15 protein-coding genes and 1 tRNA gene are annotated in these 16,309 nt (G+C 71.7%); 7 read left to right on the top strand and 9 right to left on the bottom strand.

Annotation, left to right across the window (positions count from 1 at the left end; all coding sequences use genetic code 11):
• The first annotated feature begins 41 nt into the window (after positions 1 to 41).
• Entirely contained in the window at positions 42 to 2,009 is a 1,968-nt protein-coding gene (locus D9V37_RS17520) for a CASTOR/POLLUX-related putative ion channel (RefSeq protein WP_121807416.1), read from the top strand.
• A 78-nt stretch (positions 2,010 to 2,087) separates the two neighbouring features.
• Here D9V37_RS17520 and D9V37_RS17515 read toward each other — a convergent pair whose 3' ends face one another.
• Positions 2,088 to 3,962 carry an acyl-CoA dehydrogenase gene (locus D9V37_RS17515; protein ID WP_121807415.1) on the bottom strand — a complete coding sequence of 625 codons (1,875 nt, stop codon included), beginning with the start codon at positions 3,960 to 3,962 and terminating at the stop codon, positions 2,088 to 2,090.
• 94 nt (positions 3,963 to 4,056) lie between these two features.
• Here D9V37_RS17515 and D9V37_RS17510 point away from each other — a divergent pair, with 94 nt between their 5' ends.
• The gene (locus D9V37_RS17510; RefSeq protein WP_121807414.1) at positions 4,057 to 4,560 is read left to right on the top strand and encodes an OsmC family protein; all 504 of its coding nucleotides are present in this window, start codon (positions 4,057 to 4,059) and stop codon (positions 4,558 to 4,560) included.
• A 24-nt stretch (positions 4,561 to 4,584) separates the two neighbouring features.
• On the opposite strand, the gene D9V37_RS17505 is transcribed toward D9V37_RS17510, so the two are convergent.
• A complete protein-coding gene (locus D9V37_RS17505; RefSeq protein ID WP_121807413.1) occupies positions 4,585 to 4,839 on the bottom strand; it encodes a hypothetical protein in 255 nt (84 codons plus the stop codon).
• Between the two features lie 224 nt (positions 4,840 to 5,063).
• Positions 5,064 to 5,558, bottom strand: coding sequence for a hypothetical protein (locus D9V37_RS17500; protein WP_121807412.1), 495 nt, complete (start codon positions 5,556 to 5,558; stop codon positions 5,064 to 5,066).
• 105 nt (positions 5,559 to 5,663) lie between these two features.
• On the opposite strand from D9V37_RS17500, the gene D9V37_RS17495 reads away from it, so the two are divergent.
• Genes D9V37_RS17495 through D9V37_RS17480 form a run of 4 tightly spaced genes read left to right on the top strand, consistent with a single transcriptional unit; the run spans position 5,664 to position 8,725 of the window.
• Positions 5,664 to 6,338, top strand: a complete 675-nt coding sequence (locus tag D9V37_RS17495) for a maleylpyruvate isomerase family mycothiol-dependent enzyme (protein WP_121807411.1) — start codon at positions 5,664 to 5,666, stop codon at positions 6,336 to 6,338.
• A gap of 4 nt (positions 6,339 to 6,342) precedes the next feature.
• Positions 6,343 to 6,984 (top strand): FMN-binding negative transcriptional regulator, encoded by a 642-nt coding sequence (locus tag D9V37_RS17490; protein WP_121807410.1) that lies wholly within the window; start codon positions 6,343 to 6,345, stop codon positions 6,982 to 6,984.
• On the top strand, positions 6,984 to 8,228 hold the full coding sequence (locus D9V37_RS17485) for a YibE/F family protein (RefSeq protein ID WP_121807409.1): 1,245 nt from the start codon (positions 6,984 to 6,986) through the stop codon (positions 8,226 to 8,228). Before D9V37_RS17490 ends, D9V37_RS17485 begins: the two co-directional genes overlap by 1 nt.
• Positions 8,229 to 8,254: 26 nt before the next feature.
• A complete protein-coding gene (locus D9V37_RS17480) occupies positions 8,255 to 8,725 on the top strand; it encodes an RrF2 family transcriptional regulator (RefSeq protein WP_121807408.1) in 471 nt (156 codons plus the stop codon).
• Between the two features lie 21 nt (positions 8,726 to 8,746).
• On the opposite strand, the gene D9V37_RS17475 is transcribed toward D9V37_RS17480, so the two are convergent.
• The 5 genes from D9V37_RS17475 to D9V37_RS17455 all read right to left on the bottom strand — a co-directional run bounded on the left by D9V37_RS17475 (position 8,747) and on the right by D9V37_RS17455 (position 11,971).
• The gene (locus D9V37_RS17475) at positions 8,747 to 9,616 is read right to left on the bottom strand and encodes a hypothetical protein (RefSeq protein ID WP_121807407.1); all 870 of its coding nucleotides are present in this window, start codon (positions 9,614 to 9,616) and stop codon (positions 8,747 to 8,749) included.
• 59 nt (positions 9,617 to 9,675) lie between these two features.
• Complete coding sequence (locus tag D9V37_RS17470; protein ID WP_121807406.1) at positions 9,676 to 10,149, bottom strand: XdhC family protein; 474 nt, start codon at positions 10,147 to 10,149, stop codon at positions 9,676 to 9,678.
• 10 nt (positions 10,150 to 10,159) lie between these two features.
• Entirely contained in the window at positions 10,160 to 11,101 is a 942-nt protein-coding gene (locus D9V37_RS17465; protein WP_121807405.1) for an esterase/lipase family protein, read from the bottom strand.
• A 47-nt stretch (positions 11,102 to 11,148) separates the two neighbouring features.
• Positions 11,149 to 11,802, bottom strand: a complete 654-nt coding sequence (locus D9V37_RS17460; RefSeq protein ID WP_121807404.1) for a DUF2461 domain-containing protein — start codon at positions 11,800 to 11,802, stop codon at positions 11,149 to 11,151.
• A gap of 93 nt (positions 11,803 to 11,895) precedes the next feature.
• Positions 11,896 to 11,971 (bottom strand) — tRNA-Gly (locus tag D9V37_RS17455).
• A gap of 42 nt (positions 11,972 to 12,013) precedes the next feature.
• Between D9V37_RS17455 and dcd the strand changes: the two genes are divergently transcribed.
• Positions 12,014 to 12,592: a dCTP deaminase gene (dcd, locus tag D9V37_RS17450; protein WP_158604512.1), complete on the top strand. Its 579-nt coding sequence runs from the start codon at positions 12,014 to 12,016 to the stop codon at positions 12,590 to 12,592.
• Between the two features lie 49 nt (positions 12,593 to 12,641).
• On the opposite strand, the gene D9V37_RS17445 is transcribed toward dcd, so the two are convergent.
• Complete coding sequence (locus D9V37_RS17445; RefSeq protein ID WP_121807402.1) at positions 12,642 to 16,133, bottom strand: heterodisulfide reductase-related iron-sulfur binding cluster; 3,492 nt, start codon at positions 16,131 to 16,133, stop codon at positions 12,642 to 12,644.
• Positions 16,134 to 16,309: the final 176 nt, after the last annotated feature.

Below are 16,309 nucleotides of genomic sequence, written 5' to 3'. Positions count from 1 at the left end.
TTCCGCCCCGCCGCGGCCGCGGCTCCACGACAATCGGCACCATGGGACGAACGGGGCAGCAGATGCGCGCCCGCACGAAGCAGGCGATGGTGGCCAACGCGAAGGTGGTGCCGGCCAAGCCCCGCCGGAACGCGACGTACAGCCGGGGGCAGCGGCTGCGCTACGCCTTCGACACCTCGATGTCGCGTGGCACGAAGGCGCTGGTGGGCTGGCTCGCCGTCGTCTCGCTCGCGCTGATGCTGGTCTTCGCCGTGCTGCTGATGATCACCGGGCTCAGCCCGAAGGACGCCGACGGCAAGCGGCCCGGCTTCTTCGCCGAGCTGTTCAACAGCTTCATCCACACCCTCGACGCCGGCACGGTGGCCGGCGACGGTGCCAGCTCGTGGCGCTACGTCGTGCTGATGATCGTCCTCACCATCGGCGGCCTGTTCATCGTCAGCGCGCTGATCGGTGTCATCGCGACCGGCATCGACAACAAGCTGGTCGACCTGCGCCGTGGCCGCTCGCTGGTCATCGAGCACGACCACACCGTCATCCTCGGCTGGTCCGACGCCGTCTTCACCATCATCAGCGAGCTCGCGGTGGCCAACGAGAGCCGCCGCCGGCCGGTGGTGGTCGTCCTCGCCGAGCGCGACAAGGTGGAGATGGAGGACGAGCTGCGCGACAAGCTGCCCGACCTGCGCGGCACCCGCGTGGTGTGCCGCACCGGCTCGCCGATGGACATCGGCGACCTGGCGCTGACCAGCCACGACAGCGCCCGCTCGGTCGTGGTGCTCTCGCCGGGCGGCGAGGAGCCCGACAGCGAGGTCATCAAGGTGCTCCTCGCCCTCACCCACGGCGCCGCGGGCGAGGCCCACGTGGTGGCCGAGATCGAGGATCCCCGCAACCTGGAGGCCGCCCGGCTGGTCGGCGGCGACCGCGCGGTCATCCTCAACAAGCAGGAGACCATCGCCCGGCTGATCGTGCAGACCTCGCGCCAGGCAGGTGCTGCGGCGGTGTACAAGGAGTTGTTCGACTTCGACGGCGACGAGATCTACTTCCACCGCGAGCCCCGCCTCGACGGCCAGAGCTACGCCCAGGTCCTGCACGCCTACGAGGACGTCAGCGTGATCGGCGTCGTCCGCGACGACGTCGTGACCCTCAACCCGCCCGGCGACACCGACGTCACCGGCTGCGACCTGGTGGTCGTCGCCGCCGACGACTCCGCGCTCGGCTCGCTGCGGAGCGCGTCGGCGCCGGTCGACGAGACGGTCATCGTCGCGCGAGCCGTCACGCCGCAGGCCCCCACGCGCACGCTGGTGCTGGGCTGGAACCAGCGCGCCACCTCGGTCATCCGCGAGCTCGACGCCTACGCCGTGGCCGGCTCGGAGCTGGTCGTGGTCTCCGCCTTCGGCGACCCGGCCCTGCCGCCCCTCTCGGCCTACACCGCCACGGTGCAGCGGGCGAGCACCAGCGAGCGCTCGTCGCTGGAGACCCTCGGCGTCGAGCGGTTCGACCAGATCATCGTGCTCTGCTACTCCGACGACCTGGACCTGCAGAAGGCCGACGCCCGCACCCTCATCACGCTGCTCCACGTGCGCGACCTGATCGGCTCCACCGTCGACGGCGGTCCGGCGCTGGTCAGCGAGATGCTCGACGACCGCAACCGCGCGCTGGCCAACGTCGCCGAGGTCGACGACGTCATCGTGTCCGACGAGATCGTCAGCCTGATGCTGGCCCAGCTCTCCGAGGAGGGCCGCCTCGAGGTGATCTTCGACGAGCTGCTCCAAGAGGCCGGCTCGGAGATCTACCTGCGGCCCGTGGCCGAGTACGTCGAGCTCGGCGCCGAGGTCTCCTACGCGACCCTGGTCGAGGCGGCCGCGCGCCGCGGCGAGACCGCCATCGGCTACCGCACCGCGCTGCAGGCCCACGACGCCGACGCCGGCTACGGCGTGCGGGTGAACCCGGCCAAGTCGACGCCCGTGCGCCCGGTCGCGGCCGACCGCCTGGTGGTGCTGGCGGAGGACTGAGCCCTGGGTGGCCGTCGAACGCGGTTGACGTCATACGCCCCGGTCGCCATGGCGACCGGGGCGTATGACGTCAGCGAGTCAGAAGCTGGACTCGTCGAGGTCCATCAGCGATAGGTCGATGCCCTCGGCGATGGCGCGCTCGGAGCTGAGCCGGGGCAGGTTGGTGCGGGCGAAGAACTGGGCCGCGGCCACCTTGCCCTCGTAGAAGGCCTGCTCGTCCTTCGGCAGGTCGCCGCCGAGAGCGTCGAGCGACACCTGGGCGCCGCGCAGCAGCAGCCAGGCGCACACCACGTCGCCCAGCGCCATCAGCAGCCGGGTGGTGTTCAGGCCGACCTTGTAGACGTTGCGCAGGTCGCCGCTCTCGGCGCTGGGGTCGGCGCTCATCAGGTCGGTGATCATCAGCCCGACCATCGCCTCGGCGTCGCCGAGCGCGGTGGCGAGCAGCTCGCGCTCGACCTTGAGCCGACCGTTGCCGGCGCCGGACTCGATCCAGGCCTTGATCTCGCCGGCCACGTGGCCCAGCGCCTGACCCTGGTCCTTCACGATCTTGCGGAAGAACAGGTCCTGGCCCTGGATCGCGGTGGTGCCCTCGTAGAGGGTGTCGATCTTGGCGTCGCGGACGTACTGCTCGATCGGGTAGTCGGTCAAGAAGCCCGAGCCGCCCAGCGTCTGCAGCGACTCGGTGCCCAGCAGCACCCAGGAGCGCTCCGAGCCGTAGCCCTTGACGATGGGCAGCAGCAGGTCGTTGACCTTCATGGCCAGGTCGTCCTCGCGGCCCTCGTGCTCGGCGATGCGGACCCGGTCCTGCCAGGAGGCGGTGTAGAGCACCAGCGAGCGCATCGCCTCGGCGAACGACTTCTGCGTCATCAGCGAGCGGCGGACGTCGGGGTGGTGGGTGATGGTCACCCGCGGCGCGGTCTTGTCGGCGGCCTGCGTGAGGTCGGCGCCCTGCACCCGCTCCTTGGCGTACTCCAGCGCGGCCAGGTAGCCGGCCGAGAGGGTGGCGATGGCCTTGGTGCCCACCATCATCCGAGCGTTCTCGATGACCTGGAACATCTGCGCGATGCCGTCGTGCACCTCGCCCAGCAGGTAGCCGACCGCGGGCTCGCCGCCGCCGACACCCGGGTCGCCGAAGGTGACCTCGCAGGTGTTGGAGACCTTGATGCCCATCTTGTGCTCGACGTTGGTGACGTAGGCGCCGTTGCGCTCGCCCAGCTCGCCGGTCTCGAGGTCGAAGTGGTACTTCGGCACGATGAACAGGCTGAGCCCCTTGGTGCCGGGCCCGCCGGCGCCCTCGACGCCCGAGGGGCGCGCGAGCACCAGGTGCACGACGTTCTCCGAGAGGTCGGACTCCGCGGAGGTGATGAAGCGCTTGACGCCGCTGATGTTCCAGGTGCCGTCGGCGTTCGGGGTGGCCTTGGTGCGCCCGGCACCGACGTCGGATCCGGCGTCGGGCTCGGTGAGGACCATCGTGGTGATCCAGGCCTTGTCGACGATGAGCTGCGCGATCTGCTGGTCGCGCTCGTTGCCGTTGCGGTGCACCACGCCGGCGAACATCGGGCCCGCGCCGTACATCCAGATCGCCGGGTTGGCGCCGAGCACCAGCTCGCCGATGGCCCAGTTCAAGCTGTTGGGGGCCGGGGTGCCGCCGAGCTCCTCCATGGTGCCCAGGCGCCAGTACTCGGCATCCATCCAGGCCTGGTAGCTCTTCTTGAACGACTCCGGGATCGGCGCGGTGTGGCTATCGGGGTCGAAGACGGGCGGGTGGCGGTCGGCGTCCTCGAACGAGGCGGCGAGGTCCTCGCGGGCCAGCCGGTCGACCTCGCCCAGGATCGTGCGTGCCGTCTCGGCGTCGACGTCGGCGAACGGGCCGGTGCCCAGCACCTCGTCGCGCTTGAGCACCTCGAAGAGGTTGAACTCGATGTCGCGGACGTTGCTTCTGTAGTGGCTCACGGATCCTCCGAATCGACGTACTCGCCAGTAACATCGATCAGGATACCCGCCGGTAACCACCGACGGAACCATCCGCGACCGTAACGTTCGACGCATGGACGTCGAGCAGCTCCGGGCCGCCCAGCGACCGCTGAAGGAGCGTTACCGCCACGATCCCGGCGCCGCGCGGACACCGCTGCACGCCGCGGCATCCTTCGCCGACGACGACATCACCGCGACCGTCGACACCTGGGCCGGGCCGGTGCGTGCCGGCCTGCACCGCAGCACCGGCGGCGACGGCTCCGACGCCTGCTCCGGCGACATGCTGCTCGAGGCGCTGCTGGCCTGCGCCGGGGTGACGCTGCGCAGCGTCGCCACCGCGATGCGGCTGGAGCTGAGTGACGTCTCGCTGTCGGCCGACGGCGCCTTCGACGCCCGCGGCACGCTCGGTCTGGACACGGACGTGCCGGTCGGGGTGGTCGACGTCGTCGTCGCCGCCGAGGTCGGCACCGAGGCGAGCGAGGAGCAGCTGGCGAAGCTGGCCGAGCTCACCGAGCGCTACTGCGTGGTCGGGCGGTCGCTGGCCGTCCCGCCGCGGATCGTGGTCCGGCGGCGGTAGCGGCTGGCGCACCTCCGGGCCCCGCTAGACCCGCCAGCGGTTCCACTCCGGCCGGAACGCCGGGTGGCGGCCGTAGGCGACGACGAGCAGGTCGCACGACATCCGGTCGGGGGCCTCGCCGCGCGCGACCCGGTCGTGCAGCTCCTCGAGGAAGTCCAGCCCGCGTGAGGGCTCGGTCCGCTCGGCGGCGGCGGCGCGCTCCTCGGCCAGGCGGTCGGCGAGGAAGCGCAGGAAGGCGGGGTCGGTCTCAGGCATCGGGCGGATCAGCGAGATGGTCATCGTCGGGCTCCTCGTGGCGGAGACCGGACGATCCGGTGAGGTGGCCGGGCACCGCCCTTCCGCCGAGGGCTGCGCCAGGAGCGCTCGGGCCAGGCGACCGGACTCGCGCCGGGTGGCGCTCTACCGTTGCGGGACAGTGCCGGGATCTCACCGGACTTCGCTGGAACGACCGCACCGCCGGACTCGTGCCGGCGACGCGGCCGAGGCTACCCCAGCCGGAGGGGTCAGCTCGTCGTGAAGGTCGCCAGCGTGGTGCCGCCGATGCTCACGACGGTGCGCTCCTCGGTGATGGTGAAGTCGACGTCCTCGGGCTCGTCGGGATCGACGTCGCTGCGGTCGTCGGGGTGACCGGAGACGTCGATGTCGGCGTGCTGGTCGGAGCTGACCAGCACCTCGACCCGGTCGCCGCGCTCCACCGCCACGGTGGTGCCCGCCGGGTCGACGGCGCCCCCACGCCAGCTCAGCCGCACCTTGACGTCGACGTCGCGCTCGCCGGTGGCCGCGCCGCGCTGCACGTGAGCCGCGTCGGTGGCGCTGGCGGTGCTGGTGGCGGTGGCGGTGGCGGTGCTGGTGGAGGTGCTGGCGGCCGAGCTCGAGGGGCCGCTGCTGGCGGCGGCGCTGTCGTCGTCGTTGCCGCAGGCTGCGGCCAGGCCGAGGACGGCGAGGGCGGCGGTCGCGGCGCTCGCGCGGGTGAGGGTGGACGTCGTCGTTGCGGTCATGGTCTCGACCCTGTCGGGCGCACGGCTCGCAGCCATGGGGGATGACCCTGGAACCGTCCCGGACCTGGGACCCCGCCGGCTTCGGGGTTGTGGTTGGCTCCCCCCATGAGCGACGTCGACCCGGTGGCGGTGTGGCAGGAGACGTACGGCCGGGTGCGCGACCTGGTCGCCTCGACCGATCCGGACGAGCTGGAGCGCACCGTCCCGGCCTGCCCCGCGTGGACCGGGCGCGAGCTGCTCTCCCACATGATCGGCCTCGGCGCCGACGTGCTGGCCGGCGCCGAGGACGACGACCACAATGCCTCCTGGACCCAGGCCCAGGTCGACGCCCGACGCGACCACGCGCCGGCCGAGCTGCTGGCGGAGTGGGCCGAGATCGCCGAGCGACTGCCGGACTGGATGCGGGCCAACGACCCGCGACCGCTGGGTGATATCACGATCCACGAGCAGGACCTGCGCGGTGCGCTCGGTGCGCCCGGCGGCCGCGACAACGAGGGCATCGCGATCGTCCGCGACCGGATGGCCGGCCGGCTCGGCGACGGTGTCGAGGACCTGGCGCCGCTCGCGCTGGTGGGCGATGGCTGGCGGTGGGCCTCGAGCGGAGACGCCGAGGCCGCCGACGTCGTCGTGCGGGCCGGCGACTTCGACCTGTTCCGTGCCCTCACCAGCCGCCGCACCGCCGACCAGCTGCGCGGCTGGACCGAGCGCGGCGACGTCGCCCCCTACCTCGACGCCTTCGCCGCCCTCGGCGCGCTGCCCGACGAGCCGCTGCCGGAGTAGCGAGATGTACGTGCCCCGGTTCAACGCCTGGGAGGACGCCGAGGAGGTCCGCGCCCTCGTCGCCTCGGTCGGCTCGACCGAGCTGGTGACGGTCGGGCCCGACGGCTATCCGCTGGCCACGCTGCTGCCGGTGGTCTGGGACGGCGACCGGCTGCTCATGCACATGGCGCGGGCGAACCAGCACTGGCGCGCGATCGCCCCCGGCACCCCGGCCCTGGCGGTGGTCGCGGGTGAGCAGGCCTACGTCTCGCCGGGCTGGTACGCCTCGAAGACCGAGCACGGTCGCGTGGTGCCGACCTGGAACTACTCCGCGGTCCACCTGAGCGGACGGGTCACAGTGCATGACGACCCCGCGTGGCTGCGCGAGGCGGTGACCGTGCTGACCCGGGCGCACGAGGAGCCTCGTGCGCAGCCGTGGCATGTCACCGACGCTCCCGCGACGTACGTCGACAAGCAGCTGCGCGCCATCGTGGGCGTCGAGCTGGTGGTGGAGCGGGTCGAGGCGAAGCAGAAGCTGAGCCAGAACCGCAGCGAGGCCGACCGCGCCGGTGTCGTCGCCGGGCTGCGGGGCGAGGGCGGGTCGCGCGAGGTGGCGGTCGCCCAGCAGATGGCCCAGCAGTTGGCCGAGCAGCAGCCCGCCGACTGATGGCCGGCGGTCACGCGCACGCGCACTCCTCGGCCGACGAGCTCTCCCGGGTGCCGGTCGACCCACGGGCCCGCGTGGTGCTCGTCGCGGTGCTCGGTGCGGTGCTGGTGGCCACCGTCCTCGGGGTGGTGCAGCTGTGGCCGGAGCACAAGCCCCGCGCCGAGGGCGGCTCGAACGCGTTCGCCGCGCCCGGGGTCACCTTCCACGACGCCCGGGTCCTGCGCGTGCAGCAGCCGTGCGCGTCGGTGCGAGAGAGCGAGCAGCAGACCAGCTGCGGGCAGGTGGTGGTGCGGGTGCTCTCCGGCACGCAGCGGGGCGCGCGGACGCAGGTGCCGGTGGCGCCGGAGGTGAGCACGTCGGGACTCCGGGCCGGCGACACCCTGGAGCTGCTGCAGACGCCGGCCAGCAACGGCCGGGCCTCGACGTTCTCCTTCTTCAGCGTCGAGCGCGACCTGCCGATCGGCCTCCTGGCCGCGCTCTTCGTGCTGGTGGTGGCCCTCGTCGCGCGGCTGCGCGGGCTGCTGGCGCTGGTGGGGCTGGCCTTCGGCGCGGCGGTGGTGGTGCTGTTCATGCTGCCCTCGCTGCTCGACGGTCACTCCGGCCTCGGGGTCGCGCTCTCGGGGTCGGCGGCGATCATGTTCGTGGTGCTCTACCTGGCCCACGGGCTCTCGATGCGCACCAGTGCCGCCCTGCTCGGCACCCTGGTCGGCGTCGCGATCACGGCAGTGGTGGGCCTGGTGGCCATCGGCCAGACGCGGCTCTCCGGGGTCTCGGACGAGACGGGGTCGCTGCTCTCCTCCTACGTGCGCGACCTGGACTTCCAAGGGCTGCTCACCTGCGCGGTCATCGTCGCCGGGCTCGGTGTGCTCAACGACGTCACCATCACGCAGGCCTCCGCGGTCTGGGAGCTGCGGGCGGTCGCGCCCAACCTGAGCCGGGCACGGCTGTTCGCCCGCGCCATGCGGATCGGTCGTGACCACATCGCCTCGACCATCTACACCATCGTCTTCGCCTACGCCGGCGGCGCGCTCTCGGTGCTGCTGCTCCTCTACTTCTACGAGCGGCCGCCGCTCTCCTTGCTGTCGACCGAGCAGATCGCCGAGGAGGTCGTGCGGACGCTGGCCTCCGCGATCGGCCTCGTGCTCGCCGTCCCGGTGACGACGGCGATCGCGGTGGCCACGGTCGGCGACCGGTCCTCGAGCCGACCGTTGCCGCGAGACACGGATCCCACCGATCCCCGGTAACTCACCCGATCTGGGAGACTTGAGTCATGCGCGTCTCAGCCAAGGCCGACTACGCCCTCCGCGCGCTCATCGAGATCGCTGGTCGTGACGACGACGAGAGCGGCGCGCGACCGGTGAGCGCTGAAGAGCTCGGTCGCGCCCAGGACATTCCCCACGGCTTCTTGCAGGCCATCCTCGCCGACCTGCGGCGCGCGGGCGTGGTGGTCAGTCAGCGGGGTCAGTCCGGTGGCTGGCGGATGGCGCGCCCGGCCACCGACGTCACCGTGGCCGACGTGATCCGCGCCGTCGACGGCCCCCTGGTCAGCGTCTACGGGCTGCGGCCCGAAGCCGTGACGTACCACGACTCCGCCGAGGTGCTGCAGCTGGTGTGGATCGCTGCTCGCAGCAGCCTGCGCGACGTCTTCGAGAAGGTGTCCATCGCCGACCTGGCCGGTCGCACCCTCCCGCCCGAGGTCGAGGCGCGCACCAAGGACGAGGACGCCTGGGTGCCGCACTGATCCAGCGGGTCAGGCGGCTGGTCAGGCGGCGGCGTCCTTGCCGAGCTGCTTGAGGCGTCGCTTGTGCTTGCGCCGCTTGCGGTCCAGGCGCAGGTTCTCCTGCGTGAGCTCGGCGTTGGCCTGCTGCAGCCGCGCCACCTCCAGCAGCGCGTCGGCCAAGGCGTCGGTGGCGGCGTCGGTCGGGGAGTGGTCGGGCGCGGCCAGCAACGCGCCGACCAGCAGGTCGCGCACCGCCGTGCGGCGACCGGCCGCATCGATGCGCTCACCGAGCGTGGCGACGACGTCGCCGAGCACCGCCAGTCGCCCGGCATCGAGCTGACCGGTGACCAGGCCGGGCGGCAGGTCGACCTCGGCGCCGAGCAGCGAGGTCAGCCTGGCCCAGATCTGCTCCGGCTCGGTCGCCTCGATCAGGTGCACCCGCTCGGGCAGCACGGTGCGTCCCCACCGCTCCAGGATCGAGGCGGTCTCCTCCTGCTCGGGCGCGACCCCGGTCTCTAGCGTCGCCTGCCGCGCGGCGTCGGCCCGGCTCGCCTCGTCGCGGACCACCAGCACCAGGTGCAGCTCGGCGCCGCGGACCGCATCGAGGGCCAACGCCACCTCCTCGGGCGTCGCGCCCGCGAGCCCGGGGGTGCTGAGCACGGAGGTGCCACGGTGCGGCCAGAGCCGGCGCACGAGGGCCGGGTACTGGCCGTCGACCTCGGCGCGCCGGTAGCCCAGGGCGCGGTGCCGGTGCCGTAGCTCGGCGCTCACCAGGTCCCACGCGGCCGGGGTGCCGGCCACCTGCACACCCTGCTCGGCCAGGGCCTCGCGGGAGTCGTCGAGGGCCTGGGCGAGGAACCGGGTGCCGAGGTCGTCGGGGCCGATGTGCCAGAAGATCCTGCGTCGGGCCATGTCCCGAGGGTGACCCATCGCCTCGACCGCTCGGTGAACCGACACCGACCAGGAGGTGTCTAGCCGGTGGGGCAGAACGCCTCGCCGGGTCCCAGCTCGGGGTGGATCGGGCCGTCACGGTCGCTGATCGAGCCCGCGCGGCCGCCTCGGACGACGGCGACCAGCTCGGCCAGGATGGCCAGCGCGATCTCCGGCGGACCGTCGGCGCCGATGTCCAGACCGGCCGGTCCGTGGATCCGGGCCTGCTGCTCGGGGCTGACGCCGGCGGCGTCGAGGTGGGCGCGCCGCCGCTCCTGCGTGCGCCGCGAGCCCATCGCGCCGACGTAGACCAGGTCGGCCCGCAGGGCCGCCGCCAGCGCCGGGCCGTCGACGTCGTCGTGGTGGCTGGTCACCACCACGGCCTGTGACTCGCTCAGCGCGGCCAGCGCCTCCTCGAGCCCGGTCACGGCACGGGCGCGCCAGCCCAGGAGCTCGGCCATCGGCACGATCACGTCGGCGACAGGCCCCTCGCCGACGACCAGCAGGGTGTCCACGCCGGCGACGCTACTCCTGCGCGTAGCCGCGCAGCGGGGGCTCGGCCGCGACGTGAGGATAGGTCAGCGCCTGCTGGCCGGCGTTCGCGACGACGGTGGCCAGGTTGGCCGGGTAGGCCGCGAGGTCGATGCCGGGGAAGACCGGCTGCGTGCACACCGCGGCGCTGATCCGTGCGGGGTCGGCGGGACCGTCGTGGGTGAGCGCGTCCATCACCAGCGCGTAGCCGACCGGGTCGCTGGTGCCCATCGAGAGGTGCTCGGAGACATGGACCGGGCAGATCGACTGCACCAGCACGTTGCTGCGACGGCCGGGTCCGGTGGTCAGCGCACTGCTGGCCACCGGAGGCAGGTTCGGCACGACGATCTCGTCGGTCGCGGTGAAGACCGAGGTGTAGGAGATGCCGGCGTAGGTCTCCTGGCCCCGGTTCAGGGCGGTGAGGAAGTGCGAGCCGGTCTGCTGCTGCCAGAACGCCGGCGCGCAGCCGTTCAGCGCGCACACGGCGTAGGAGTCCAGGGTGCCGTGGTTGGAGGGGTCCAGGCCGACGAGGTCGTCGACCATCGAACGGGTCTGCGGGACGTACTTGAACGCCCACCGCGGCACCATGCCGCCCTGGCTGAAGCCGACCACCGAGATGGTGCGCCCCGCGCGCGCGTGCATGTCCTCGATCGCGCGGGCGACGATCTCGCCGTTGGTCTGGATGTCGGCCATCGCGTGGTCGGGCAGCGTGACCGCGCACCAGCCGCGACCCTGCGCGGTGAAGACCTTCTCGTAGTTCCAGGAGAAGTTGACCTCGGGCGTGAGCGTGGTGCCGGGCACCAGCAGCACCGGCGTGGGCCCCGTCGTCAGCTTCCCCCCGCAGGTCAGCGGCGCATCGGTCGCCGCATCGGCCGGGGCGCAGAGCCCGGCGAGGACAGCGAGGGTGAGCAGGAACGAAGCGACGACGCGGCGCATGACAGCCTCCCGAGTGAACGCATGTGCACTCGGAACTGTAACGGCGATCACTCCGGGGCGGTACCGGTGCGGAAGGCCACCCACTGCACGAGCGGCTTCAGCGCGCGCCAGTCGCGGCGTACCTCGGCCAGCAGGTCGGCGGTGTGGACCACCGGCTCGAACCCGTAGCTGCGGCCCATCACCAACGAGCGGTGCCGCAGCAGGTCGATGCGCGGGTGGTCGCGGTCGTAGTCGCGCGGTGAGGTTTTCAGCCGGTCGCCGCCGCGCTCGAAGCCCTTGCGCTCGAGCCGCCGCAGCATCGCCTCGAGCTCGGGACCCGTGCGATCGTCGTCGATGGCGGCCCGGATCCGGGCCAGCGTGGGGGCGTCGGCGCCGTAGAAGCCCGCTCCGACCCGCACGCCCGGCGCCCCGACCTGGACGTACCAGCCGGTGGCGGGCGCGACCCCGACGTAGGCGCCCTGGTGGGTCTTGTAGGGCGTCTTGTCCTTGGCGAACCGCACGTCGCGGTAGGGCCGGAAGATCTTGGCCGCCCCGAACTCCTTCTCCAGCGCCTGGGTCAGCGCGACCATCGGCGCCCGGACCGCCTCGTCGTAGATCGCCTTGTGGGCGGTCCAGAACGACCGGGTGTTGTCGAGCTCGAGGTCGTCGTAGAAGTCGAGCGCGGCGACGGGGAAACCGGCGAAATCCGCTGCGTCGTTCATGTGGAGCGGATGACGAGATTCGAACTCGCGACATCGACGTCGAGCAGAGTGTCGCGCTCCGAGCGCGACCCGGACTGACCTTGTGCTCCCATGTGGAGCGGATGACGAGATTCGAACTCGCGACATCGACCTTGGGAAGGTCGCGCTCTACCAACTGAGCTACATCCGCAGGCGCCCTCTCGGACCCGGGCCGATCCTATACGGTCACGGCGTGCTGCTCTCCGACCGGGACATCCTCGCCGCCATCGACGCGAAGCGGATCGTCATGGACCCCTTCGACCCGTCGATGGTGCAGCCGGCCAGCATCGACGTCCGGCTCGACCGGTTCTTCCGGGTCTTCGAGAACCACCGCTATCCCCATATCGATCCCGCCGAGCCGCAGGAGGACCTGACCCGTGAGGTCGAGCCCGACGGCGACGAGCCGTTCATCCTCCACCCCGGGGAGTTCGTGCTCGGCTCCACCTACGAGCAGGTGACGCTGCCCGACGATCTCGCCGCCCGCGTCGAGGGCAAGTCCTCGCTGGGTCGGTTGGGTCTGCTCACCCACGCCACCGCCGGCTTCGTCGACCCCGGCTTCTCCGGCCACGTCACCCTCGAGCTGGCCAACGTCGCGACGCTGCCGATCAAGCTCTACCCGGGCATGAAGATCGGCCAGTTCTGCTTCTTCTCCATGTCCTCGCCCTCGGACCACCCCTACGGCTCGGCGCAGTATGGCTCGCGCTACCAGGGTCAGCGGGGGCCGACGCCGAGCCGGTCGGCGTCGAACTTCCACCGGACCCGGATCGGCTGAGGCCGGGCGGGGGACGGTTTCCTACGCTCGCGCGTCCCTTCCGCCCGGATCAGAGGTCGAACAGGGAGTCCGCGCCGCCGATGTCCGCGTCGGTCTTGGGGGTGTGGGTCTCCCCGGACGACGTCGCAGCGGGCTTGGACTTCTGCTCCGCTGCCGGCTCCTCCGGCTCTACCGGCTCCTCCGTTGTGGCCGTCTCCTCCGCTGGAGCCTCGTCGGCCTCGGCGGCGTCAGCATCGCCCGCGGCGGCCTTGGCCTTGATGTCCCTCAGCGAGGTCGGGGCCGACGCCTCCTCGGGGTCGGAAGCGGGCTCGGTCTTGGCCTCGGGCTCAGCCTCTGCCTCTGCCTCTGCCTCTGCCTCCGGCTCGGTCACGGGCTCGGGTGCTGCTTCGCCGGCCGCTTCGGCGACGCCGGGGGCGGCGATGTCGAAGAGTGACTGACCCTCGGGGATGCGGTCCGAGGCTGCGGCCGCCCGCGCCTTGGTCGGGGCGGGATTCTCCTCAGCTGCGGGCTTCGGCGCGGCCTCGGCCGGCTCTTCGGGGGCGGCGATGTCGAACAGCGAGCCGCCCTCGGGGATGACGTTCGAGGGCTCGCTCGGCGCAGGGGCCTGCTCGGTGGCGGCCGCCGCCGGCTCCGGCTCGGGCTGCGACTCGGGTTCCGGCTCGGGCTCCGGCTCGGCTGCCGGCTCGGGCTGGCTCGGCTCGGCCGGCTCCTCGATGTCGAACAGCGAGCCGCCCTCGGGGATCACGTTCGCGGGCTCCGACGACGAGGACCTGGCCGCGGGCGGCTCCGGCTCGGTCTCCGCCTCCGGCTTGGTGTCGCGCTCCGCCTCGAGATCCGGCTCGGACTCGACCTCGGGCTCGACCTCGGGCTTGGTCTCGGCCTTCGCGGCGGGTTCGTCGGCGGGCTGGTCGTCGCCGATGTCGAAGAGTGAGCCGCTGAAGGCGTCGTCGGCGCCCTGCCCCTGCTCCTCCGGCTCGTCGACGGATTCCGGCGCGGGCTTGGTCTCGGCCTTCGCGGCGGGTTCGTCAGCTGGCTGGTCGGCGGGCTGGTCGTCGCCGACGTCGAAGAGCGAGCCGCCGAAGGAGTCGTCCGCGCCCTTGCCCTGCGCCGCGGGCTCCGGCTCGGCGGACTCGGAGGGCTCGGCAGACTCGGCCGACGCCGTCGACCCTGCGTCGTCGCTCTCCTCCACGTCGAACAGCGAGGAGCCGCCGGAGGCCTTGGCCAGCGGGCCGACGTCCTCGGTGGCGGTGACGGTGTCCTCGGTCTGGGTGGCGTCCTTGGCCTCCGGCTCGTCCTTGGTGGCGACGGCGGTGCCACCGCCGGTGCCGCCGCTGGAGGAGCCGGCCGACGCCTTCTTCGGTGCCTCGCCCTTGATCGAGGCCAGCAGCAGCTGGGCGACGTCGAGGACCTCGACCTCCTCGCGCGCCTCGCCGGCGCTCTGCTGCTGGGTCAGGCCGTCGGAGAGCATGACGCGGCAGAACGGGCAGCCCACCGCGATCTGGTCGGCACCGGTCTCGACCGCCTCCTTGGTGCGGTTGACGTTGATCCGCTCCCCGATGTTCTCCTCCATCCACATCCGGGCGCCGCCGGCGCCGCAGCAGAAGGAGCGCTCGCCGTGGCGCGGCATCTCGGTGAACGTGGCGTCGGGGATGACCTGCAGCAGCTCGCGCGGCGGGTTGTAGACCTGGTTGTGCCGGCCCAGGTAGCACGGGTCGTGGTAGGTGATGGAGCGGCTGCCGCCGGAGGCCGCCACGGGGGTCAGCTTCTTCTCGCGCACGAGCCGGTTGAGCAGCTGGGTGTGGTGGACCACCTCCAGCTCGACCCCGAGCTCGGCGTACTCGTTCTTGAGCGTGTTGAAGCAGTGCGCGCAGGTCGAGACGACCTTCTTCGCCTTGGACTCCTGGAGGACCTCGACGTTCTGTGCCGCGAGGCCCTGGAAGACGAACTCGTTGCCGGCGCGGCGGGCGGGGTCACCGGTGCAGGTCTCGCCGTTGCCGAGGACGCCGAAACTGACGCCGGCCATGTCGAGCAGCTCGGCGACCGCACGCGTCGTCTTCTTGGCGCGGTCCTCGTAGGCGCCGGCGCAGCCGACCCAGAACAGCCACTCGACCTCGTCGAGCGACTCGATGTCCTCGCCGACGACCTTGACGTCGAACGGCAGGTCCTTGGCCCAGTCCATCCGGGCGGTGGCCGACATGTTCCACGGGTTGCCCTTGCCCTCCAGGCCCTTGAACAGACCGTTGAGCTCGGCGGGGAAGTTCGACTCGACCAGGATCTGGTAGCGACGCATGTCGACGATGTGGTCGACGTGCTCGATGTCGACCGGGCACTGGTTCACGCACGCTCCGCAGGAGGTGCAGCTCCACAGCACGTCGTCGTCGATGACCGCGCCGCCGGTGGGCTCCCAGGCCCACTCGCCCTCGGTGGCGCCGACCAGAGGACGCTCGGCCTCGGCCAGCACCGACGCCGGCAGCTTCTCCCGGGCGGCGTCGTCGGCGGCCATGAAGTAGGGCGCCTTGGCCATCGCGTGGTCGCGCAGGCCCATGATCAGCAGCTTGGGTGAGAGCGGCTTCTCGGTGTTCCAGGCCGGGCACTGGCTCTGGCAGCGGCCGCACTCGGTGCAGGTGGCCAGGTCCAGCAGACCCTTCCACGTGAAGTCCTCGACCTTGCCGACTCCGAGGACCGTCTCGTCGTCGAGGTCCTCCAGGTCCTCCAGGTCGACCCGCTTGCCGTCGGCGAGCATCGGCGTGAGCGCACCCAGGGCGACCGGCTGCCGCTTGAACAGCACGTTGATCGGCGCGATGAAGATGTGGAGGTGCTTGCTGTTGAGCACGAAGATCAAGAAGGCGAGCATCACGCCGATGTGGAGCAGCAGCCCGATGCCCTCGACGACCTCCAGCGGCGTGTGGCCCATCGAGTCGAGCAGCTTGCCGATGCCGATCGAGGCGAAGGCCCCGTGCTTGTACGGCAGGTTGCCCAGAGCGGCCGAGGCGCCGCGGAAGAGGAACAGCGTCCAGATGACGTTGAAGATCATGAACAGCGTGATCCACGCACCGGAGAGGTGGGAGCCGAAGAACCGCGAGCGTCGCCCGAGCTCCTTCGGCGCGTTCCGCACCCGGATCCCGACGAAGACGAGGATCCCCACGAACGCCATCACGGCGATGAAGTCCTGCAGGAAGCCCAGCACCGCCCAGTGCCCGACGAACGGGATCGCCCAGTCGAGCTTGGCGTCGCCGCCGTGGAAGAGCAGCTTGAGCAGCGAGCCGTACGCCTCGAGGTAGACGGTGGCGAGGATGAAGAACGCCCACATCACGAAGAAGTGGGCGGCGCCCGGCAGCGACCACTTCAGCAGCTTCTTCTGCCCGAACACCTCGACCAGCTGGGAGCGCAGGGCCGGTCCCGTGCGCTTCTTGACCAGCTCGACCCGCTCGGGGTCCGGCTGGCCGGCCGTGATCATCTTGTACAAGAAGACGACCCGGCGTGCCGCGACCGGCAGCGCCACCAGGTTCATGAGCAGACCGACGACGAGGACGACGAGCACCGGGTTCCTCTCTCCTGCGACCGGACGCCGGCGTGGCGTCGCGCTGAGACTACGGGCAGACGCCGACCTTACCGGCCGGTAACCGACCGGAGGGGGGGCGGTGACTCATCCGACACCAGCGCACCCCTGGGGGTGGGATTTCCACGAATGTCGGCCATGCGCCAAAACGGACATTG

Origin of the sequence: Nocardioides mangrovicus (assembly GCF_003674065.1) — a bacterium.
GTDB lineage: Bacteria > Actinomycetota > Actinomycetes > Propionibacteriales > Nocardioidaceae > Marmoricola > Marmoricola mangrovicus.
Note: the sequence above shows the minus strand (reverse complement) of the source record. Positions and strands in the feature narration are given on the sequence as shown.